Annotated in this window: 17 protein-coding genes and 1 pseudogene; 9 read left to right on the forward strand and 9 right to left on the reverse strand. The window is 39.2% G+C overall.

What is annotated here, in order from left to right; all coding sequences use genetic code 11:
- The first annotated feature begins 161 nt into the window (after positions 1-161).
- The 3 genes from CWB78_RS04380 to CWB78_RS04390 all read left to right on the forward strand — a co-directional run bounded on the left by CWB78_RS04380 (position 162) and on the right by CWB78_RS04390 (position 5,158).
- On the forward strand, positions 162-2,993 hold the full coding sequence (locus tag CWB78_RS04380; RefSeq protein ID WP_138594365.1) for a TonB-dependent receptor plug domain-containing protein: 2,832 nt from the start codon (positions 162-164) through the stop codon (positions 2,991-2,993).
- A 107-nt stretch (positions 2,994-3,100) separates the two neighbouring features.
- The gene (gene nagA / locus CWB78_RS04385; RefSeq protein ID WP_138594367.1) at positions 3,101-4,234 is read left to right on the forward strand and encodes an N-acetylglucosamine-6-phosphate deacetylase; all 1,134 of its coding nucleotides are present in this window, start codon (positions 3,101-3,103) and stop codon (positions 4,232-4,234) included.
- An 18-nt stretch (positions 4,235-4,252) separates the two neighbouring features.
- Positions 4,253-5,158 (forward strand): dihydrodipicolinate synthase family protein, encoded by a 906-nt coding sequence (locus CWB78_RS04390; protein ID WP_138594369.1) that lies wholly within the window; start codon positions 4,253-4,255, stop codon positions 5,156-5,158.
- Positions 5,159-5,300: 142 nt separating this feature from the next.
- Here the strand turns inward: CWB78_RS04390 and CWB78_RS04395 are convergent, their stop codons facing one another.
- The 3 genes from CWB78_RS04395 to CWB78_RS04405 all read right to left on the reverse strand — a co-directional run bounded on the left by CWB78_RS04395 (position 5,301) and on the right by CWB78_RS04405 (position 10,554).
- Positions 5,301-6,455 (reverse strand): Kelch repeat-containing protein, encoded by a 1,155-nt coding sequence (locus CWB78_RS04395; protein WP_138594371.1) that lies wholly within the window; start codon positions 6,453-6,455, stop codon positions 5,301-5,303.
- Positions 6,456-6,526: 71 nt separating this feature from the next.
- Positions 6,527-9,427, reverse strand: coding sequence for a TonB-dependent receptor domain-containing protein (locus CWB78_RS04400; protein WP_138594373.1), 2,901 nt, complete (start codon positions 9,425-9,427; stop codon positions 6,527-6,529).
- A gap of 302 nt (positions 9,428-9,729) precedes the next feature.
- Complete coding sequence (locus CWB78_RS04405) at positions 9,730-10,554, reverse strand: alpha/beta hydrolase (protein ID WP_138594375.1); 825 nt, start codon at positions 10,552-10,554, stop codon at positions 9,730-9,732.
- 172 nt (positions 10,555-10,726) lie between these two features.
- Here CWB78_RS04405 and CWB78_RS04410 point away from each other — a divergent pair, with 172 nt between their 5' ends.
- The 6 genes from CWB78_RS04410 to nagB all read left to right on the forward strand — a co-directional run bounded on the left by CWB78_RS04410 (position 10,727) and on the right by nagB (position 17,467).
- A complete protein-coding gene (locus CWB78_RS04410; protein WP_138594377.1) occupies positions 10,727-11,689 on the forward strand; it encodes a DUF4862 family protein in 963 nt (320 codons plus the stop codon).
- Positions 11,690-11,784: 95 nt separating this feature from the next.
- Positions 11,785-12,489, forward strand: coding sequence for a transcriptional regulator NanR (locus tag CWB78_RS04415; protein ID WP_008108685.1), 705 nt, complete (start codon positions 11,785-11,787; stop codon positions 12,487-12,489).
- Positions 12,490-12,622: 133 nt separating this feature from the next.
- Positions 12,623-15,061, forward strand: a complete 2,439-nt coding sequence (locus CWB78_RS04420; RefSeq protein ID WP_249930392.1) for a sodium:solute symporter family protein — start codon at positions 12,623-12,625, stop codon at positions 15,059-15,061.
- 21 nt (positions 15,062-15,082) lie between these two features.
- Positions 15,083-15,784, forward strand: coding sequence for an N-acetylmannosamine-6-phosphate 2-epimerase (locus CWB78_RS04425; protein WP_138594379.1), 702 nt, complete (start codon positions 15,083-15,085; stop codon positions 15,782-15,784).
- Positions 15,784-16,659 carry an ROK family protein gene (locus tag CWB78_RS04430; RefSeq protein WP_008108680.1) on the forward strand — a complete coding sequence of 292 codons (876 nt, stop codon included), beginning with the start codon at positions 15,784-15,786 and terminating at the stop codon, positions 16,657-16,659. The genes CWB78_RS04425 and CWB78_RS04430 overlap by 1 nt, the downstream gene beginning before the upstream one ends.
- A gap of 1 nt (position 16,660) precedes the next feature.
- On the forward strand, positions 16,661-17,467 hold the full coding sequence (nagB, locus tag CWB78_RS04435) for a glucosamine-6-phosphate deaminase (RefSeq protein ID WP_008108678.1): 807 nt from the start codon (positions 16,661-16,663) through the stop codon (positions 17,465-17,467).
- Positions 17,468-17,496: 29 nt separating this feature from the next.
- Here the strand turns inward: nagB and CWB78_RS19135 are convergent.
- The 6 genes and pseudogenes from CWB78_RS19135 to catA form a co-directional block, all read right to left on the reverse strand.
- A pseudogene (locus CWB78_RS19135) lies at positions 17,497-17,657 on the reverse strand (4Fe-4S dicluster domain-containing protein); the annotation flags it as partial.
- 258 nt (positions 17,658-17,915) lie between these two features.
- Positions 17,916-18,695: a 1,6-dihydroxycyclohexa-2,4-diene-1-carboxylate dehydrogenase gene (locus CWB78_RS04445; protein WP_008108673.1), complete on the reverse strand. Its 780-nt coding sequence runs from the start codon at positions 18,693-18,695 to the stop codon at positions 17,916-17,918.
- A 2-nt stretch (positions 18,696-18,697) separates the two neighbouring features.
- Positions 18,698-19,717, reverse strand: coding sequence for a benzoate 1,2-dioxygenase electron transfer component BenC (gene benC, locus CWB78_RS04450; protein ID WP_138594381.1), 1,020 nt, complete (start codon positions 19,715-19,717; stop codon positions 18,698-18,700).
- A gap of 14 nt (positions 19,718-19,731) precedes the next feature.
- Complete coding sequence (benB, locus tag CWB78_RS04455; RefSeq protein WP_008108669.1) at positions 19,732-20,214, reverse strand: benzoate 1,2-dioxygenase small subunit; 483 nt, start codon at positions 20,212-20,214, stop codon at positions 19,732-19,734.
- A gap of 17 nt (positions 20,215-20,231) precedes the next feature.
- Positions 20,232-21,596 carry a Rieske 2Fe-2S domain-containing protein gene (locus tag CWB78_RS04460; protein WP_138594383.1) on the reverse strand — a complete coding sequence of 455 codons (1,365 nt, stop codon included), beginning with the start codon at positions 21,594-21,596 and terminating at the stop codon, positions 20,232-20,234.
- Between the two features lie 46 nt (positions 21,597-21,642).
- The gene (gene catA, locus CWB78_RS04465) at positions 21,643-22,569 is read right to left on the reverse strand and encodes a catechol 1,2-dioxygenase (protein ID WP_138594385.1); all 927 of its coding nucleotides are present in this window, start codon (positions 22,567-22,569) and stop codon (positions 21,643-21,645) included.
- Between the last annotated feature and the right edge of the window lie 28 nt (positions 22,570-22,597).

A 22,597-nucleotide genomic window follows, 5' to 3' on the forward strand; every position in this document is an offset into this window, starting at 1 on the left:
AATTTTAGCTTTGACAATATAAATCTCCGAGTGGTATGTTGGTATAACAGGTTAATGGTATACTTTAACTGCATCATTGTTGCGTTAAAGTATTTCAAGGTAATTCATTTAGCTGATTAAAAATAAGCATATAAAAAATATAAATATTACTTGGGGATATCATGATGAAATCAAAAACGTTTGTTAAGTCACTACTGGCGATAAGTATTGCGTCTCTAAATACCGCTGCAATTGCTGCTGATGAGCAGGACATCAAAGTAAATGCAAAAGTTGAAAAAATAATTGTTACCGGTTCACACATTAGCAAAGGTGATTTTGAGTCCGCTTCACCCGTTAAAATTTTAGACGCAGATGACATCGAAGGCGTAGGTGCAGTCAATGTTGGGGATTTACTGGCTAAAATGCCTTCAGTTGTTGGAGACACCACCTCAGCAAGCTCTAATATCAGTGAGCAAGACTCTGGTTTAAATACTGTCGCGTTGCGTAATCTAGGTTCATCACGGACACTGGTATTGGTTGACGGCAAGCGGTATGTATCTGGTATGTCAGTAGGATCTGGCTATGGTGTAGACTTAAACACAATCCCCACAACCATGATCCAAAGTATTGAAGTACTTACTGGCGGCCAATCTGCCGCTTATGGCTCTGATGCCGTTGCCGGTGTAGTTAATATTATCCTCAAGAAAAATTTTGATGGCGTTGCATTTAAAGCACAGGCAGGACAAAGTGGCGAAGGTGATAAAAACACCACTGATATTGAGTTTTCTATTGGTAAAAACTTTGATGACGGCAATGCATGGTTATCTGTAGGCTACTCAGAAGACGATGGCTTAATGGCAAGCGATCGTGATTACTCTCGTGTACACAAAGATGCTGTAGATACTGATGGAGATGGTATTAGAGATACCTCTGCTTACGTTGGTTCATCGCATGTTTTTGGCGGGCGTATAGATAAATATAACGGTGATGGCAGCTTATTCACTCGTACTGACGATCCTGCCACCTCTGATGCGTTTAACTTTCATGATTATCGTTCAATGATAGCACCACTAACACGGCATTTTGTTGCCAGTGGTTTATCTCTTGATCTAAGTAATAAATCACGTATGAACTTCACTGCTAACTTCGCTCGTGTAGATTCTCGTGCACGTTTTGAACCTATCCCACTAGATACACGAAATGATATTTTTAAGCTCTCTAAAGGAGGCTCTACGGGCATAGATATCGCTAGCCATCCTTGGTTTGCTGGAACAGAACTTGGCAATAACTTACTTGCAGATGGTATTACAAATCTTGATGATGCAAGCTTAACGTTCAGACGTCTTTATGAGTTTGGTGATCGTGGCGCTGAAAATACTCGAAGCACATTTAGAGTTGCTGGTGAATATGAATACGATATATCTAACGATATTTATTTAACCGTCAGTGGCACCTATGGTGTTACTGATCAACAACAAACTAACCATGGTGATATAAACCTAGACCGTGCTCGCTTTGCCTTAAATGTAGAAGACGATGGCGCAGGTGGTTATCAATGTGCTGATGAAATTGCACGAATTAATGGCTGTGTTGTATTTAACCCATTTGCTCTAGATGGTATTTCAGCTGAAGCAGTTGACTACTTAGCGGCTGACACTAACCTTGAGGGCAGTATAGAGCAAGTGGTTGTTACCGCTATTTTGGCCGGTACACTCGATTATGCAATTAGTGATAACGTTGACAACATCGGTTTTGCAGGTGGTGTTGAATACCGTGAAGAGAAAGGCCATGAAACGCCTGATCCATTACGCCAAGCTGGTATTGTACGTGGCGCGGCAATTGCCAAAACAAGCGGCTCTTTTGACGTTGTTGATGTGTTCGGTGAATTACATATTCCATTACACGAAAAACTAAGCCTATCAGCAGCTGTCCGCTTTGGTGATTATTCATCGGTAGGCAGTACGACAAATTGGACATTAGGATTAGATGCGCCTATTTCAGATAGCATACGTTTACGTGGTGCTTTAGCAACAGCGGTACGTGCACCTAACGTAAGCGATTTATTCGCTGGCGGAACGGCCACCGCAGCACTAGTTACCGACCCTTGTGATGGTATTACTAATGCTGATAACGGGAATATTGCCAGTAACTGTCGCTCAATAAATGCAATCCAAAACCGTATTGATAGCGACGGCGCATTCAATTTAACCCAAGTAGAACGCCAAAATACCTCAGGCTTATTAAGCGGCTCTACCGATGTTAAAGAAGAAAAAGCAGATACGTTCACAGCCGGTATCGTATTCACTCCAGAATCATTTTCTGGTCTGCAAATGTCGCTCGATTATTACGATATTGAAATAGATGATGCGATTGCAAAAACTGACCGTACCGTTATTTTAAATCGTTGCTACTCTGCAGATCCAAGTAACTTTGACGCTAATTGTGGTGGCTTGGTACGACGTGACGGACGCTCAGGTGCAGCCCTTGAAGTAAACGCAGCCTCAGGCAATGAGAACTTAATTGAAACCAAAGGGCTTGATATTGATGTGTCATACATGACCGACTTGGGTGATGGTGACCTATACGTAGGTTTTGCTGCAAATATTTTAGATACTTACAGTATTACAGGCCTTGAAACAGGTGACAAACAAGAACTGGCCGGTGAAGTATTATTTCCAGAGCTACGCTTTAATATAAATGCTTCATACACCATCAATGACTTTAATGTTTATTGGCAACTACGTTATTGGGATGAAGCTAAAGACCGTAACGACAATACAGTTCTCACTGAAGATCTTAACTCTATTGACTCACAAGTTTATAACGATGTTCGCTTTAGTTATAACCTTACTAATCAAATTAACGCCTACTTTGGTATTACTAACCTATTTGACGAGCAACCTCCTCACTTAACCGCAGGTCATAAATATCAGCAGCAAGGTACGCTTACAAATGGCACCGCTTATGATTTAGTCGGCCGTGCTTATTATGCTGGGGTTAAATTGAATTTTTAATTTTAACAGTAACTTAGCCAATAATTTTGATATTTAACGTATCAATTTAAGAAGGGCTGAATTTTCAGCCCTTCTTCTCAACTTCAGCAAAAACCGAGAACCCTCTCATGAGAACCACACTAATAGCCGAGCAACTGTTTGATGGTAAAACACTACATGAAAATCACCCTATCAGTATTGAAGATGGCAAAATCATTGCGTTTGATACCGTAAAAGGCGCCATTGAAAATAAAGTAAGTGGTTTATTAACCGCAGGATTTATTGATACACAAGTAAATGGTGGCGGCGGTTACTTACTTAATCAAGACACCAATTTACACACTTTAAAGGCAATGACTAACGCGCATGCTAAATTTGGTACTAGTAGCTTGCTCCCTACCTTAATTACCAGCGATGTTAGAAAGATAGAGCAAACAGCAAACTTAATAAGCACTGCTTTAGCACAAAATACACCTGGCATTATTGGCGTTCACTTTGAAGGGCCGCATATTAGTGAGCCAAAAAAAGGCATTCACAGTAGCCAACAAATTCGCGGTATAAGCCAGCAAGAATTAGATATTTATTGTCGTGACGATTTAGGTATTAAAGTCGTTACTCTCGCACCTGAAAGTGTCAATTGTGACATTATTAAAACCTTAGTTGCAAGTAATGTACACGTTTGCCTAGGGCACTCAAATGCAACGTTTGCACAAACAAAAGCGGCATTAGCAGCCGGTGCTAGCGGCTTTACTCATTTATTTAACGCAATGTCAGCACTGGAGTCACGCGAGCCAAATATGGTTGGAGCAGCCTTGCTCGATGAGCAGAGCTGGTGTGGGCTTATTCTCGATGGTCATCATGTGCATCCAAGCACAGCCAAATTAGCCTATAAAGTCAAAGCTGCACATAAAATGATGTTGGTTACCGACTCAATGTCGACCATAGGTAGTGAACAAACACATCTTCAGTTTGATGGTCATCAAATAAGCCTAACCGGCGATAAACTAACTAGCAATACCGGTCAATTAGCAGGCTCTGCTTTGAATATGATCACTGCAGTAAATAACGCTGTAAAAATGCTAAATATCCCATTTATCGATGCGCTTAAGATGGCCAGTTTATACCCTGCCCAATTCTTAGGTATTGCCGATTCTTACGGGCAATTATCGATTGGCTCAAATGCCGATTTAACTTTAATTTCTACAACAAATTCGTCGCCGCACATAGTAAATACATGGATTGGCGGCAGAGCAATATTTTAAAAATTTAAGAGGCTTACTATGAATAAATTAACAGGACTGATCGCCGCCCCTCATACCCCGTTTGATGAAAATGGAGATGTTAACTTACCGGTTATTGATCAATTAGCAGAATTACTTATTAAACAAGGCGTTAAAGGCGTTTACATTTGTGGCACTACTGGCGAAGGCCTTAATTGCTCTGTTGACGAACGTAAAGCAATTGCACAGCGTTGGGTAAGTGCAGCAAAAGGTAAATTAAGCATTACAGTTCATACCGGCGCACTCTCAATTGTAGATACGCTAGCACTGACCAAACACGCTGAAACACTAGATGTTTTTGCGACATCAATTATTGCGCCTTGCTTCTTTAAACCTGGTTCTGTTGATGATTTAGTCAATTACTGCGCGAGCGTTGCAGCAGCAGCTCCTAGCAAAGCCTTTTATTATTATCACTCAGGCATGTCGGGCGTGATGTTTGATATGGAGCAGTTTTTAATCAAAGCCGACAAGGTTATTCCTAATCTTGCAGGGATTAAATTTAACCATGTTGATTTGTACGAATTTCAGCGCTGTAAACGCGCTTGCGATGGTAAATTCGATATTCCATTTGGTGTTGACGAGTTCTTACCCGGTGGGTTGGCTGTCGGCGCGATTGGTGCTGTAGGCAGTACCTACAATTATGCTGCACCACTTTACCTCGATATTATTGACGCTTTTAAACGCGGTGACCAAGAGACAGTCACTGCCCTGATGGATAAAGTAATTAGTATTATCCGCCCGCTAGTGCAATACGGCGGTGTTGCAGCTGGTAAAGCCGCTATGAAACTACATGGCATTGATGTGGGTAACCCTCGTCTACCAATACGCGCACTAAGCGAGCAAGAAAAACAAGATGTTGTGACCAAAATGAGCCACGCAGGTTTTATGGATCATCAGCCGTCATAAAGACTTATTAAAGCGCTGCATACTAAACTTAAGTAAGCAGTCACTAATAAATTTAAACCTCCCTACAAGCCGCATAAATGCGGCTATTTCATTTTTAATGAATCGCCTAATTTATTACTTCTTTAATGAATCTCCTAATTTATTACTTCTTAATTTTGGCTTGATATATATAAGGGCTACGCTGTACTGCTTTTACTTCACCTGACACCCAATATAGGGTGTCTTGATATTGCGCAGTTTGGAGGGGGCCGGCACCACCAGCAAAGGGGACAAGCTGTTTGAGTGCTGACCAAGCACCGCGTTTTAAATCAAACACGATTTGTTTACGGTTAAACTTAAATGCAGCTACTGACATAGAGAAGTACTGTTGTTTAAATTGCGCTAACGCTTGGCCTTGCAATGTTGTTAATTTTAATACTGCGTTATCAAATATTTGCTTGTTTACACCACCTAAAAATAATATTTTATTTTTGGCTAAACGCAGAGCACTACCTCCGGCAAGGGTGACGTCTTTATTATTCAGTTGAGTATTGGGTAATGCACGCCAACTCGCTGTGCTGTAATCAAAAGCATAAGCGTCTGTGAGTGCAAAATTATGCGAAGTTGCTTGCGGATTGAACCCACCAAATAACATAAACTCATCGTTTATACTTATCGCCGGAAATTGCGTACGCGCAATGGCGGGTAAAGCAGGTATGTCACTATCACACCGCGCACTGACAAAAGAAAATTTACAGACCTGATTTGAAATTTTACCATCTACACTACCTGCAAATAGATATAAAAAGTCATCATGTGTGTCGGCTGCACCATCAGACCAAACAAATGGCAGTCTAGCGACTATTTGGGTTTGAGGTATGTGATTTTCATCTAGCGTTAACTCTATAACCGTGTCGTACGTCTGTTGATTATTTTTACCGCCCACCAAAAGCAAGTGTTTGTTTTTAGTTACTGTTGCGCCATAACCCATTGCCATAGGCAGCTTAGAGGTAGCCACTAACTTAAATTGGTTGTCACTAATATCGTATACATAAATTGTGTCATGGTAATATTTGCTAGCACCATCAAAATAGGGGTGCCCATAAGGGAAATTAGCCCCACCCGCTATAACTAAATATGAACCAATTACACCGGTATAGGCTGCTGATATTCCCGTCGGTTCTCCTTTTTGAGTCGAAAGTGGAAGTGAAGCCACTTTCGACCAATTAGAAATCACACTATCTGTTTTAGCCTCAAGTGGCACACTAAAAAAACTACTTAACACTAGGCAACTAAGCCACATCATTAATCGATGCATACCATCCTCACTATTTAATTAAAATGAAAAAAACCTAATCTAAGCGATTAGGTTTTTTTACAAAAAGTGAATTAAAACTTATATTTCAGACCAACAAAGAATTGACGACCAATGATGTCATAAGCCCTTGGCTCAGTGTTAGTACCTGCAGCAGAACCGGTTACAGTGCCTCGAGGAATAATATCCGGTTCTTCATTAAACAAGTTATTGGTTCCTGCATACACATTAAATGACTCATTAAAGCTATATGACGCACGTAAATCTACGTAATAAACTGAATCCAATGTATTTATGTCATCAGATAGCGTTTGATTAACATCATTATTTACATCATTTTGTGTTTCATCACGAAAGGTAACTTGAGCAAATAAATTAAAGTCTTCAGTCACGTTATAAGTCGTGTTAAAGGTATATCTAAATTCAGGGTAAAGTACTTCGCCCTTATAGTCGCGCTCAACGCCCGATTTACTTGTTGTCACATACTCATCTAAATAAGATGCAGATAAACTCAAGTCTAACTTATCCATGGTGTAAAAAACTTCAACGTCTACACCACTTGTTCTAACTTCACTTTCATTAATTGCCTTGGAGGTAATATTTAAAATAGGGCCGTTAACAGCACGCACCACATTACCATTACACGATGCGTCAAATTCAGTTGGCGACACATCGTAACAACGATTAATGATCTCACCAGCACCTACATTTAAAATTGCATCTTCAATTTCAATAGAGTAATAATCTAAAGAAACCGAAAGTGAATCAATTGGCGTGAATACCGCGCCTAGGGTATATGTGTCTGCTGTTTCTTCTTGTAAGTCTTCAGAACCCATTTTTAAGAAGCGTTCATTCTGGCTTTCAGAGCCTACCAGTGTAAACGAGCCATCAGATGCAATACGTTGTGCAATAGAATCTATTGAGCGACAGTTCTCAGCTACATTACCTGTAGAATTTGCAGTTACCCCATCACATACATCATGACCACCAGTTGCACTTGCAGAGCCTGCAGCGTAAAGGTCATTAACATTAGGTGCTCTTACCGCACTAGAAAGGCTTGCACGAAGACGCACGTAATCATTAATTGGTGCATCAATTCCTAAACGATACGTTGAGGTATTGCCAATTGACGAATAATCACCAACCCGCATCGCCAAACTTACATTAAGCCAATCATAAACGGGTAATAATACTTCACCAAAGGCCTCATAAGAATAAAAGCTGCCTTTTGTTGGAAACACTTGTAGTCTTCGAGTGATACCTGCTTGACGGAACGCATCAGGCGTTTCTGCTCCCTCTTCTTTGCGGTATTCAATACCTGCAGCAAAACCGATAAACTCATCATTAAGAGTAAAAGGTAACTCACCAGATAAAACACTATTTACTACATACTGTTTAATAACCCCGGTTTGGCCAGTAGAAATACCAATATAATCAACTGCCTCATCAGAAAAACCTGTCACACCCGCTAAACCTAACTCACTGTCAGTTGTGCCAAATGGGTTAATAGGCACACATCCTTGCCATCTATCTGTAGCATCGGCACATTGATAACCTCCATTGCCATCTTCTTCAATATTCAAAGCCGAGCGAAGTGCGACTAAATTTACATCGCCACTGTTTTTCTGTACTTGATTAGTTGTGCCATATACCGCTGAAGTACTTAATAAAAGACCACTATCAAATTCATAATCTAAATTACCCGCAATACGAAAAGTGCTGCGATGATTTTCTACGCCTAAATTATCAAACTCAGCTAAACGTCTAAAAGTATTTACCCGATCTAATGACGTTCCACCCGACGCTTGTAAAGCCGGTAATAATTGACTTTGCGCACTGCTACCATTAAAAAACGGACTATCCGCAACATCAATTCCCGTCACTCCCCCTCGGTTAACAGCAAATACATCATTTACTATGCTCAAAGGTGCAGTTTCAATATTGGTAGAAGAATTTACTTCAGAATAATTAATTTCAAGCTCAGCAAATACCTTATCTGAAATATCAAATGTCATGCCTGCTGCTGCATATTGTCGCTTATAAGGTGCAATCGCTTTTCGATAAAAAGTTTGATTATAAAAATCACTCTCGCCATCAAGCTGCCCATCTGCGGTTATTTTTGGCGCAAATTGACTAAACTCATCACCGTTACCAAAAATACTCACATCAGCAAACTGAAATGCGCCACCATCTACGTGCATTGGTCCGTTTCTAACACGCAATGTTTCACGCAGACCATCACCGTCTTCATCATGTACATTAATACTATTTCTTGAAAAATCTCTGTCCCTAGCCATTAAATCATCTTGATTAGCAAGGCCAACAGAAAACCATGCATTACCAGAATCAAAGTTTTTGCCATAAGTGAAATCTATGTTTTGTCTAGCTGCGCCACCTTCATCTGAATCAGCACCAAACACATTAACCTCAACACCTTCAAAATTCTTTTTGGTAATAATATTTATTACACCTGCAATGGCATCAGAGCCATAAATTGCAGATTGGCCACCGGTTAGTACATCAACTCGTTCAATAATCGAGGTAGGAATGGAATTTAAATCAACACCATAGCCATCACCTGCGGATGTACCCGACACATATCGACGGCCATTAACTAATACAAGCGTTCTCGCTGTACCTAAATTTCTTAATGACGTGGTACTAATACCTGAACTGCCACCGCCATCGCCATTATTCGATGCATCATTAGTACCGGCAGTTACTGAAGGTAATCGGCTCAATGTATTGGAAATTGAAATAGCAGCCACCCCTTCAATAGCTTCTTTACCTAGTTCAACAACCGGTGAAGACGAACTAAAGTTGGCACTGCCTTTAAAAATATTTGAGCCAGTAACATTAATACGCTCAATATCTTTTTTTGCCTCTGACTCTTGCGCAATAACTTGCGAACTTAATACGGCTGCAATACAGACCGATAAAGCGGATAAGTGATGCTGAACTTTATTTTTTTTCATGGTTTTCTCTCATTATGACAATGTAAATATAACTGGGTGAATAAATATTATACAATCAACCTATCATACCAGTACACCTTCAACAAGATTTTAATTAACATTTAAATCACATTAAATAAATAATTTGGTTGGATGAAAAATAAAAGTAAGCACTTAATAACAGCAAAAACAGTTTATTTATTACTCAAAAATAAGCCGAGCAATAATTGTTCAACAGACAATCTTTGGATTATTTTTACCTTTTTTATTTAGTAAGGGGCTTATATGCTAAATCAGACATAAAAATATGCGTAAAATACACATTACTTTTGAAGAACACTGGCTTTAAAATTACCAGCCATCGTTATCTGCAACTCAGTATAAATTATCTTTTTTAGCTGCTCCCAACTCCGCTGGTTTTTTGCAAAACCAGGAAACATCGTGAAATGATCATCTTCTTTTAAAATGTGCAGCACTACTTTACTCAAGCAAGCGCACTCTATAAAACTCAAAGCTTGGTTTATATTTACTTCTTTATCCATATCACCATGAACGATGATATACCTAACATTGGCATCGACTAGCTGAGCAGGATTACTGTTTGCCACACTTGTTTTTATATTATTGTTTTTGTTTAACAATTTAATTATTTGCTCTGGCTGCCCTAAGTCTTCTGCACGTCTTAAGTCTAGGACTCCAGCAATTGAAATCACCGACTTTACCGTTAAATAGTTCGGCTTATACAAAATCGAGCATGGATTAATCATAGCCCTCGATGCTGCCCACGTTGCTAAATGCCCTCCTGCAGAGTGGCCAATAAGTGTCACCTTGCTTAAATCTAGTTTATGCTGTTCAGCTAAACTTGATAAGAAATCGACCCCTTCGCCAACATCGTTCAGTATGCTTGGCCATGGCGCTGTTACATTAGCTCCTAGACTGTTCATCCTTCGATATTCTAAATTCCAAATAGCGATATTGAAGCCTTTTAAATACTCAACAATATGCTTCGTTGGGTAAGTGTCTAAGCTGTGGTTATCTTTCCAATATCCGCCATGAATCACAATAACCACAGGTAAATAATGATTGTTTTTTGGTCTAATTAATTGGCCATATTGCTGCGAATCGTCACCATATTTATATATATTCACTTTTAAACCTATCTATTAATTTAAAAAATCAGTAGTTGTATTAACCACACACCGCTGGTATAACAGCTACACCACAATACATCAAATGCTTAGTTCTACAGAATAATAATTAGGCTAATAAAAATTGATTATGCTCTGCTGCTACCGCTTTACTACAACTAAAGGAATTAATATGGACATACTTTCAGGCGCATACGCATCTGTTCCCGCTGACTCAAGTTGGGATCAGCAAACCGAGCAACTGTTCTATAAAACATTAAAAGAAGACGTCGCTATTAGTGGGTTGGAAATTCCATTTTCGGGGCAGCTCAACAGGTTTGGAAATGAGTGGTTTTATGCACAGTTAAATTCAAATTGGCGCAATGTGATTACCTGTATCCCAGGGACAATGGCCGAACTTAGTAAAGATCCCTATTTTGGTATTGCTTCAGACAATGAAGCAGGCCGTAGTAAAGCCATTAAATTTTACCAACAAGCGAATCAACAAATTCAACAGTTAAATAGTTATTTTAATAAACAGATGGTTACCCATATTTTAATCCATAGTGCACCGACAATTAATGAGCAAGTCCCCTCTTCAATCCGCGCCTTAGTTAAGTCGCTTAACGAATTACAACAATGGGATTGGCATGGTGCTAAACTAGTAATTGAACATTGTGATGCTCAAATAAATACACAACACAGCGAAAAGGGGTTTATGCGCATTGAAGATGAAATTGATGCTATAACAACTGTTAATAAGCATGCTAAACAGAAGCTCGGCATTTCTATCAACTGGGGACGCTCGGCAATAGAGGCTAAAAGTTGTAATGGTCCTGTAGAACACATAAAGCAGTGTATTAAGGCTGATTTATTAACTGGGCTTATATTTTCAGGTGCCAGCGACACTTCTGATGTTTATGGTGTATGGAAAGATAGCCATATGCCACCTCAACTCAATGACTTTGATTGTATAAATAATCGAGACTCTGTGCTAAATGAAGAACAAGTTAAACGCTGTATGCAATTACAAGCAGGCACGCAATTAGACTTTGTCGGCTGTAAAATATCATTACTTCCTAATAAACAATCGTTAGCAACCAGAATAAAATATATACAAAAAACGCTAGCAATGATAAAAGACTGCATTAATTAAACTTTCCCTTAAATAGGTATATTTTAGGTAGAGTTAGCGAAATAATCGCGCTGTGGTACAATAGGTAAACAACCAAATAGTTGATAGGTTTTTAAATGACATTAAAAGTTACTCGCCCAGTTGAACGAAAAAAATTATCTGAAACCGTTGAAGAAGAACTCGAGCGGATGATCAGGCAAGGTGAAATCGCAGAGGGTGATGCCTTACCATCAGAAAGAGAGCTTATGGCTGCTTTTGGTGTTGGTAGACCATCAATTAGGGATGCACTCGCAGCACTTGCACGCAAAGGTCTTGTAAAGATAAGTAGTGGCGAAAGAACCCGAGTTACCCGCCCATCCGCAGATACAATAATTGCTGAACTATCAGGAATGTCTAAAGACTTTTTGGCTCAACCAAATGGTTTAAAGTATTTTGATCAGTTAAGACGTTTTTTTGAGTCAAGCCTTGTAAGGCATGCAGCAGCGTCAGCGACACCAAGCCAAATAAAAGAACTTGAAGAAGCGCTTGAGTTAAACGGAAAGTCTATCGAAAATGATAGTCAATTTAGACGGACTGATATTTATTTTCACCGTGTGATAGCCTCTATACCTGGTAACCCTATCTTTTTAGCTGTTCACCAAGCCTTAATGGATTGGCTAATTGACTCGCGTCCAGATCGCATTAATACCGCGGAATTAAATAAAAAAAGTTATGATGATCACGTGGCCATTTTTGAGTGCATAAAAAATGGTGATGTCGAGGGCGCAGATGCGCAACTCTCAGCTCACATAGACTATGTTTTTGATAATTATTATGGCTGATATAAGTACACTTTATAAATTAAAAAAAGGCTAATTTTAGCCTTTTTTTGTATCTTAAATGTTAAAACAATGGATTTATGTCAAACCTAGTGGTATAACAGGTATACACTACAAACAGGTATACAGTTGCACTATGAGAAAAATAATTACATTTTTATTGCTTCTAGCATCAAGCCATTCATTTGCGCAAACACAGTTAAACTGGCACCCCATAAAGGGGGGGGCTGAACATTTAACAGTAAATAAAAATACAGTTTACTTCGCAAATAATGACTCGGTATTTATTTCAAATAGTCATTACAACAAACTCATTAAATTTGATCTAACAAACAATAATGTTATCTCAATGCTTCCCCTTAGCCCGACTGAGGGTAATAGAGCGGCAGCGATCTCTCTACAATATGGCAAGAAAACCTTTATATTAGGAGGTGAGTTAGATTCGATTCAATCGACTATGGTAAATGTGTTGCAGTGGAATGAGTCATCTAAAAAATTAGTGTCTTCTCAGTTTACTAATTTACCGCGTCCACTTAAGCAGATCAGTGCACAAATATATGAAAATAATTTATATGTGGCTGGCTTCGACCAACAATGGTATTTTTTTAAGATTGCAGTTGATAGTGAACAGCGTAAATGGACTCAGCTCAGCAGCGATATATTTACCTCAACTAGTACTCGCCAATTAAAGTTAGCAATACAAAATGATGGAAAAAATGACCGACTTTATGCCATTTCTGAAAACTATTCATCCAAAAGTTATGACGCTAACTCAGCGTTACTTATGCATATGTTTAACCCTGACGCCAATACTTGGATGCCCATTGTTAATCGAACAGCTAGTCAACTTGTTGAGACAAACTCGTTAATTTATGCTTCCGCTTTAGGCCAGTCGCATTTATTAATTGTTACAAAAAACGGTCACGCTAAATCGTTTAATACCATCACAAAAGCCTGGTCAAACTATGAAAGCTCAAATTATACATTTCATAACATAGTGGCTAATAGAGCGCATACTTATGCTCTAGTCACCGATACAAATACTGCTAAAACAACACTTGTCGAAGGCAAAATTAACAATACAGCTCGTGAATTTGGCTGGCAAAACATGCTGGTATTGGTAGTTTATTTACTATCTGTTGTCATGGTTGGTTTGTATTTTATGTTTAAAAACAAAAATACCGATGACTACTTTAGAGGGGGACAATCTATTCCTTGGTGGGCAGCAGCCTGCTCAATCTATGCCACCATGTTAAGCTCATTAACCTATATAGCACTGCCCGCCATTGTGTATCAAACAAACTGGATACTTCTGATTGGCATTTGGATGATTATTGCCGTTGCTCCAATAGCCGTTTATGTTGCTATTCCATTTTTTAGACAACTAGATGCCACTAGCGCCTACGAATTTTTATCAAAACGATTCAATATGTCAGTACGCCTTTTTGCCAGTGGTTTATTCACCTTATTTCATATTGGTCGAATGGGTATTGTAATGGCACTTACTGCGCTGGCTTTATCAGCAGTGACACCAATTAGTGCAACTGAGAGCGTGTTAATTATGGGCGTATTGTGCTTATTGTATTGCACTTTAGGTGGCGTAGAAGCGGTTATTTGGACCGATACGATTCAAACAGTAGTACTACTTATTGGGGCTGTAGTCTGTTTTTTTGTTATTATTGCTGGGTTAGATGATGGTTTTACAAGCTTTATTCAAATAGGCTTTGCAGATGACAAGTTTACCATTGTAAACACCGACTTTAGCTTTGAAAGTATTACCACTTTATCTATTTGGGTAATAATTCTGGGTGGCATTGGGCAAAACTTATCAAGTTATACGGCCGATCAAGCCGTTGTTCAAAGATACATGGTTACTAAAGATCCAGCTGCTGCTGCAAAATCTATTTGGGCCAATGCTATTCTTGCTGCCCCTGGCGCCTTATTATTTTTCTGTATAGGTACGGGCTTGTATGCGTTCTATCAACTTAATCCTGAAAAACTCGATCCGAGTATTCAAATAGACCAAATTTTCCCTACTTTTATTTCTAATGAGCTCCCTATTGGGGTAGCTGGGTTAATTATTGCCGGTATTTTTGCAGCTGCGCAATCAACGGTTTCAACTAGCATGAACTCAATTGCAACCACAGTACTTACTGACTTTGTTAGGCCATTTAACTTAGTTAAAAGCGAGAAAGCTTATATGAGCCTAGCGAGAATTTTAACATTTGTATCGGGGGTTTTAGGCACGCTTGTCGGGCTTATATTTATTGACCCTGAAATCCGTTCACTAATGGAAGCTTACTTTAAAGTTATCGGTATGTTTATGGGGGCACTTGGCGGTATTTTTATACTCGGTGCATTGACCAAAAAGGCAAACTCGATTGGCGCTATTGTTGGCATTATTAGCGGAGTGAGCTTAATGATTTCAGCCTGGAAATATGGTTGGGCTAACGGCTACTTGTATGGGACGATTGGCATTCTAACCTGCTTAATTGTTGGCTACTTTGTTAGCTTACTATTTCCTGCCCACAATAAAGATTTAACCCGATTAACCTTGTTTACGATGAAAGACTAAGCAATATCAAGAGTGAAAGTTATGAAAAATTACGCATTAGAAAACGAGCTAATTAACCAGTTGAAAAATAGCTTAATTGCATCATGTCAGCCTGTAGATAATGGCCCAATGGATAAACCTGAACATATAGTTGCTATGGCATTAGCAACACTTGCAGGAGGTGCAAAAGCATTGAGAATAGAAGGTATAGAAAATGTACGTGCGGTTGCAAAAGTAGTAAATGTCCCGATTGTTGGTATTGTAAAGCGTGATCTTGATGATACTGAAATTCGAATTACACCTTATATTGAAGATGTAATTGCACTTGCGCAAGCTGGCGCCACCGTTATTGCTTTTGACGGTACAGACAGACCGCGACCAGTGGATAGATTAACATTATTAGCTGAAATTCATAACCAAGGCTGTATTGCGATGGCTGACTGCGCCGATTTTACTGGCGGTAAACTGCTGTATGAGGCTGGCTGCACCTTTATTGGAAGTACGATGTCAGGCTATTTAGACCTATCTCAAACACCTGAAGAACCCGACTATCAATTAGTGAGTGACTTAGTCAGTGCTGGTATAAAAGTTATTGCCGAAGGGCGCTACAACTCGCCTGAGCGCGCTGCAAAAGCAATTGAACTCGGTGCATTGTGCGTCACTGTTGGCTCGGCAATTACCCGCCTTGAACATATCACCGGGTGGTTTGTACAAAGCATTAACAATGCAAAGAGTGATATTTAATGATGAATATTGCCATTGATATTGGCGGCACTAAAATAGCCTGCGCACTTTTTGATAATGATCAAATCGTTAATTCAATAAAAGTTGACTCTATTATACATACTAATATTGATGACTTAGCTACATACGTTTACAACGCAATTGAAAAATGGGTACCTCAAGCCAGCTCAATTAATATTGCTTGCACTGGCCAAGTTAGCGCAGAATTTGTGAACTTTTTATCTGTGCGTCGTAAATTACCATTAAAAGCACAGTTAGAAACCCTAACTAGCTTACCCGTCACTATAATTAACGATGCCTCTGCAGCAGCTTGGGCTGAATACACGGTAAATGAGCAGGTAAAAAATAAAAACTTTATTTACATTACCGTATCAACAGGTGTGGGTGCTGGCATTATATTTAACAACCAAATAATCACCTGTGCCGATGGGTTTTGTGCTCACCTAGGCCACACCGCGGTACATATTCAATCAAACCACAACTACACCTGCCACTGCGGTAGAAAAAACTGTGTTGAGTCAATTGCCTCAGGCACAGCTATTGCCAAACATGCCAGCAAGGCACTAGGTAAAACCCTCAATGCAAAAGACGTATTTACAGACTACGCTGAACATCCTGATATTGTGCCTATTCTGGACAATGCCGCATCGGCAGTATCTGAACTAATTTGTAATATGAAAGCTACGTTTGGCAATGAAACGGTTGTTATTGGAGGCAGTGTGGGTTTGTCAGCATTATTTTTTAATAAAGTAGCTGAAAAAATTCAACAAGCACCGGTAATTTATCAAGTAACCTTGTTACAGCCGGTATCGGGTGCTGATGCCGATTTAATCGGTGTGCATCACTACGCTAAAAATCAATTAATAGAGAAGTAAAATGCAAGTACTCATATTTGATGATAAAAAAGCGGTTGCTGAAAACGCAGCAACGCTGCTACAAAAGTTAATTTTAGCAAAAAGCAATGCAAATATAGGCCTAGCCACAGGTAGTACGCCTATTGATTTATATAAGCAGCTAGTGTCGCTGTATAAAAATCAGCAGATCAGCTTTGCTCAGGTAAATACGTTTAATTTAGATGAGTATTACGATATCGATGAAAATAATAGTAATAGCTACCGTTACTTTATGAACAGCCAGTTATTCGATCACATAGATATAGATAAAAACAACACCTATTTACCAACTTGCAACGCCAAACAAGATCCCAGAAAACAAGGCGAGCATTTTGAGCAGCAAATAGCGGCGCTCGGAGGCTTAGATCTGCAACTTTTAGGCATTGGCGGCAATGGCCATATTGGCTTTAATGAACCCTCATCAAGCTTTGCATCTCGCACCCGAATCAAATCGTTAACTGAGCAAACCGTGTCAGACAATAGCAGAATGTTTTCTGCTGATGAGCAACAACCAAAAATGGCGATGACCATGGGTATTGCTACCATAATGGACGCTAAATATGTGCTATTAATTGCCACGGGTAAAAACAAAGCACAAGCGGTAAATGCTATGGTAAACGGTCCACTTTCGGCAAGTTGCCCGGCGTCAATTTTACAAATGCATAAAAACGCGATAGTGATGATTGACAGCGACGCCGCCAGTTTATTAGCTAATAAAGATTACTTTACCTGGGTCAGTCAGCAAAACCATACCATAAACGAAATATATGGGCAGTTTCCTGACCTATAACCCTGCTAACGCGGGGTACTACTCAACATTTAAAACATGCACACCGCAAGCGAACCCGTTAACCTTACATATTTTTCAGCCCGCTCATCTATATTTCACGATGAGCCGGATCGGGCTTAATGCAATCAATTGGGTGCTCACTTACACAAGTGGGGTTGTCGTAATGCCCTACACATTCAGTGCATTTACTATTTATAAGTAAAGCCACTGTTTTTCATTAAATCGTAATACAAATTAGTAACATAGCTTTTTATTTTAAGATGTAAATTACAGCCGCGAATTATGCATTTTATTCTCTGCTGCTTTGTTGATCTTAATCAATAAAATTCGCCGCAAGACCTGTATTTATATAGGTTCGTATAAAGTGAAAAGTCATTGTCAACGCCCACTAAGGCTCAATACACAAAAGCAAAACAACTTAATAGTTAAAATTGTTTTGCTCAATTAGTTAACCGCAATCACCTCCTGCAACTGGCAGAATAGATCCTGTAATATAGCTAGCTTCATCAGAAGCTAAAAATAAAATTGCTGCGGTCTGTTCTTCAAGTGTGCCGTAACGATGCATAAAGCTAGTTTCTTTTGTCTGCTCAACGACCTCGTCATACCACACTTCTTGCTCTTCACTTACTTTGTCAGTATTTCGCGGAGTAACTCGAGGAGGCGCCTCAGTCCCACCAGGAGCGGTCGCATTTACCCTTATATTATGCTGAGCGTATTCAAAAGCTAATGAGACAGTTAGTGCGTTTACACCGCCTTTAGCTGCAGAGTAAGGCACTCTATTTATTCCTCGTGTTGCAACTGAAGATACATTAACAATCGCCCCTCTTTTATTATTGAGCATTGCTGGAAGTGCTGCATGACAGCACCATAATGTAGGAAATAAAGAACGCTGTACTTCTTTTTGAATTTGTTCCGGTGTATAGCTTGCGTAGGGTTGCATCCAAATAGTTCCGCCTACGTTATTTATTAATATGTCCAGACGTCCAAAAGAGTTAATTGCAGCATCAATAGCTTGCTGAGCCCCTTCTGCCGTCTCTAAATCAGACACAACAGCAACAACTTCGGTACCTCTACTTTTCAATATTTCTGCAATCTTAAATACATGATCCGACTGATCAACGATCACAAGCTTTGCACCTTCAGTAGCAGCTCGGGTTGCAACCGTTAAACCAATTCCTTGAGCGGCTCCAGTAACAACCATAACTTTATCATCAAATCGATTGCTCATAATCACACACCATCTTTTGTACTAGTTGGATTAAATTTTTCGTAGTGAAATGATAAAGGTTTTATATTTTCTGTAGTTAAAAAATTCATTACAGCATCTACCATTGGTGGTGGGCCACATAAATAGACATCTGCTGACTCAATATCGAAGCTTATAGCATCCATATGATTAGTCACAAATCCTTTTCGCTGCTCTGCACATTCAGCATTAACGACAACCGTATCGTAGGTAAAGTTATCCATTTCCTCACTAAATACTTTAAGTGCATCTAGCTTGACTAAGTCTTGCATATTCGTTACGCCATAAAGCATATGAATCTTTTGGTCTGTCGGATTTTTTTTCAGTTGCTCAAGCATTGATAAAAGAGGCGCTAAACCGGTTCCCCCCGCAAGCATCACTATAGGATTTACGGGTGCGCGTAAATAAAAACTCCCGATAGGCCCCGTTACTTCAATTTGATCGCCTTTATTAGCCTGATTAGATAAATAATTACTCATCAGTCCACCCGGCATGTTTCGGATCAGAAAAGTGGCTGTTGTGTCACCTGGTAATGAGCTAAACGAATACGCCCTAGTTTTATTTGTACCTGGTACATTCAAATTAACATATTGACCAGCTAAAAACCCCACCGGAGCCGATAATGTCATCTCTAGCTCAAAAGTCGTTGCAGATAGTTTATCAATACGAGAAACTGTGCCCATTACATTTGTAGTGCCTGTTTTACACATTAATGAAGTAGCAGGTACAGATATTACAACATCACTTTTTGGTAACATTTGGCATGTTAAAATCAAGCCTTCACTCGCTTCTTCATCTGTTAAAGCATCATCTATATACTCTTCACCTAAATCATATTGACCTTGTGAACATTTTCCCTTACATGTACCACATACACCGTCGGAACAGTCCATAGGGAGATTTATCTGATGACGATAAGCGGCATCTAGAACCGTTTCACCTTCATTACTTGTTATTACTCTCGTAATACCATCTTCAAAATTTAATGCTACATTAAATGACATAATACTCTCCCACTCTACACATGATAAACATCAAGAACTTGATTTATATAATCATTATTTAATATTATACGTTTTTCTTTAATGAGTGGCTGCTCGCCAGTTATGTCGATAGTATAATACTGTGTTCCAAAAAATTCGGATGTTTCGCGATATCTATGGCTTAAGGTATGAAAATTAAAACGCAAAGAAATTGAAGTTGAGCTTGTTGCTAGTATTTCAATATTCGTACATTGGTGTGTTGTTCTAGCCTCTGGCATACTAGCACCAGAACGCTCTGTTTTAATACGATATACACGGTCTTCTAATCCCGTTTTATTTGGGTAGTAAATCAGTGATACTTCTTTTTGTGGATCACTAATTAACTCATCATCGTCATCCCATGATGGCATCCAATAAGTTACATCTTTATGATAGCAAGCTAACCATTCATCCCATTTACGATCATCTAACAAACGGGCTTCTTTATATATAAAATCTTGAATTTGTTGATATTTCATTGTCTTTACCTCCAAAACTATTGGTTTGCCACAGGAATATATAAAGCGCGTTCTTTTTCAATTGCTCTAAGCATTTCATTGACCCAATGTTGGTGATGAAGAATATAAAGACCTTCGTCTTCAGGTTGGGTACCTGTAGAAATAGGTTTTAACCCAGCTTTTTCCGCATAATGGTCGCCACCTTCTAGCCAGTTTTTTGCACCCCGACTCATATCATTCCACTTTAAGCCACTCGCTTGATATCCACCTTGACAAGCTTTGAATTCCTCTAAATCGTCAGGTGTTCCCATACCACTTACATTAAAAAAATCTTCATATTGACGAAGGCGCTTAGCTCTATTTTCTTTAGATTCACCCTTTGGTGCAAAGCAGTAGATACTTATTTCAGTTTTGTCCACAGAGATAGGGCGAAGAACACGTATTTGTGTTGAGAACTGATCCATTAAGTAAGCGTTTGGATATAAACATAAATTTCGAGTTTGATGAAGAATATCATCTGCTCTAGCCTCACCGACTTCGGAGATTAATTCATCTTTGCGACTGTAAATAGGTCTTGCAGCAGGATTTAAAAGACGTGTCCATAACATCATATGACCATGATCAAATGAATAGTATCCGCCTTCAGCCGACCAACCTCTGGCATCAACAGCTTCTGTGCCACCTTCATCGTAATTTCGATGTCCCATTGTCGACAAATAATTCCAGTGAACAGTACCAACATGATAACCATCGGCACCATTCTCTGCTGTCATTTTCCAATTACCTTCGTATGTATAACTCGAAGTACCACGAATAATTTCGATACCTTCAGGAGCTTGATCAACGATGTTGTCAATCACTTTCGTTGTCTCTCCTAAGTGCTCACTTAGTGGAAGAACATCTTCGTTAAGACTACCAAATAAGAATCCGCGATATGAATCAAAACGTGCTATTTTTTTCAAATCATGAGAACCGTCGGTATTAAAACTATCAGGATAACCACCTTTTTTTTGATCTCGTGCTTTTAGAAGCTTACCTGTATTAGAAAAGGTCCATCCATGAAATGGGCATGTCATAGAGGTTTTATTACCCCTTTTTTTACGACATAGAGTCGCGCCACGATGTGAGCAAGTGTTTAAAATTGCATTCAAATTACCGTCTTTTCCACGTGTGATAAGTACAGGTTGTCTACCAATCGTTGTGGTGAAATAATCTCCAATTTCTGGTATTTGGTTTTCATGTGCTAAAAAGACCCAGTTACCTTCAAAAATATGTTTCATTTCTAGTTCGAATAAACGTTGATCTGTAAACATACCTCTATCACTGCGATAGATACCTTTTTTTGAGTCAACTTCTATGGCGGCTTTTACTTTAGCCTCTACTTCATTAAGTTCATTAATCATGTGTGTGTTTCCTATGTGTGTGCAGTTAAAGATGTGCTTTCTATCTTTACTGTGATGCTCTTTCGCGAGGATGCATATCCTGAGCTGCAGACTTGTCGGTTTTAACTAAACAAATATTAAATTCAACATCGAAGTAGTTGTCTTCAAAGCCATTTTCTTTAATAAGAGTTTTATCAGCAATCGGTCTTGCATCAATAACCAGTTCATCTTTTGTAGCAAACGCAAAATCATCATATGTGTATTTGTCACCAGATAAGTTAATTTGTGTTGTTAAGTGTTTATATGATGCTTTTGAAACAAAGTAATGGATATGTGCAGGTCTGTTTCCATGACGACCTAGCCCTTCCAATACCTTTATTGTTGAGCCTCCAGGAGGGCATCCATAACCACTAGGTACAATTGATCTCGCGGTATAATTACCGTTTTCATCCGTTTCAATACGTCGACGTAAATTGAATGCACTTTGTGAAGGGTCAAAGTACGAGTAACCTCCCTTACTATCAGCATGCCAAATATCAACAACAGCTCCTGCAATAGGGTTACCCTCTTCATCAACGACTTTTCCGTGTAGTAACATACCTTGGCCTGGTGTTTTTCCATCTACCATTTTAGCTTCCCCAACACTAAGCGGAGCGCCTTCAACATAGAGTGGCCCTTCTATTGTGCGAGGTGTTCCGCCATCCAATCCTTCTAACTTATCTTTTGCGTCTGCTCTAATATCTAAATAATGATCAAACCCTAAGCCAGGCGCTATAAGTACTGACTCATTATTAGAACCAAGCTCATTTATATAGCAAGCACCTTTCCAAAACTCTTCGGGGGTGATATCTAAATCTTCAATCATCTGATAAATATCTGAAAGAAAGCGGTGCATAATTTGCTTTAAGCGAGGATTGCCATCAGCTTTATCGAGCCCTGCAGCTTTGAGTAATAAGTTTTGTACCGCTTCTGTTTGCATAGTTTTAACTGTCATAATAATCTCCAGTATATTTTTTTAGGAA

It is taken from the genome of Pseudoalteromonas sp. S1612 (assembly GCF_005887175.1).
Taxonomy (GTDB): domain Bacteria; phylum Pseudomonadota; class Gammaproteobacteria; order Enterobacterales; family Alteromonadaceae; genus Pseudoalteromonas; species Pseudoalteromonas undina.

What these genes read in the sequence shown, in the direction of transcription:
- CWB78_RS04380 (WP_138594365.1), top strand. Translation starts at nt 162, where the DNA reads ATGATGAAATCAAAAACGTTTGTTAAGTCACTACTGGCGATAAGTATT.
- nagA (WP_138594367.1), top strand. Translation starts at nt 3,101, where the DNA reads ATGAGAACCACACTAATAGCCGAGCAACTGTTTGATGGTAAAACACTA.
- CWB78_RS04390 (WP_138594369.1), top strand. Translation starts at nt 4,253, where the DNA reads ATGAATAAATTAACAGGACTGATCGCCGCCCCTCATACCCCGTTTGAT.
- CWB78_RS04395 (WP_138594371.1), bottom strand. Translation starts at nt 6,455, where the DNA reads ATGCATCGATTAATGATGTGGCTTAGTTGCCTAGTGTTAAGTAGTTTT.
- CWB78_RS04400 (WP_138594373.1), bottom strand. Translation starts at nt 9,427, where the DNA reads ATGAAAAAAAATAAAGTTCAGCATCACTTATCCGCTTTATCGGTCTGT.
- CWB78_RS04410 (WP_138594377.1), top strand. Translation starts at nt 10,727, where the DNA reads ATGGACATACTTTCAGGCGCATACGCATCTGTTCCCGCTGACTCAAGT.
- CWB78_RS04415 (WP_008108685.1), top strand. Translation starts at nt 11,785, where the DNA reads ATGACATTAAAAGTTACTCGCCCAGTTGAACGAAAAAAATTATCTGAA.
- CWB78_RS04420 (WP_249930392.1), top strand. Translation starts at nt 12,623, where the DNA reads ATGAGAAAAATAATTACATTTTTATTGCTTCTAGCATCAAGCCATTCA.
- CWB78_RS04425 (WP_138594379.1), top strand. Translation starts at nt 15,083, where the DNA reads ATGAAAAATTACGCATTAGAAAACGAGCTAATTAACCAGTTGAAAAAT.
- CWB78_RS04430 (WP_008108680.1), top strand. Translation starts at nt 15,784, where the DNA reads ATGATGAATATTGCCATTGATATTGGCGGCACTAAAATAGCCTGCGCA.
- nagB (WP_008108678.1), top strand. Translation starts at nt 16,661, where the DNA reads ATGCAAGTACTCATATTTGATGATAAAAAAGCGGTTGCTGAAAACGCA.
- CWB78_RS04445 (WP_008108673.1), bottom strand. Translation starts at nt 18,695, where the DNA reads ATGAGCAATCGATTTGATGATAAAGTTATGGTTGTTACTGGAGCCGCT.
- benC (WP_138594381.1), bottom strand. Translation starts at nt 19,717, where the DNA reads ATGTCATTTAATGTAGCATTAAATTTTGAAGATGGTATTACGAGAGTA.
- benB (WP_008108669.1), bottom strand. Translation starts at nt 20,214, where the DNA reads ATGAAATATCAACAAATTCAAGATTTTATATATAAAGAAGCCCGTTTG.
- CWB78_RS04460 (WP_138594383.1), bottom strand. Translation starts at nt 21,596, where the DNA reads ATGATTAATGAACTTAATGAAGTAGAGGCTAAAGTAAAAGCCGCCATA.
- catA (WP_138594385.1), bottom strand. Translation starts at nt 22,569, where the DNA reads ATGACAGTTAAAACTATGCAAACAGAAGCGGTACAAAACTTATTACTC.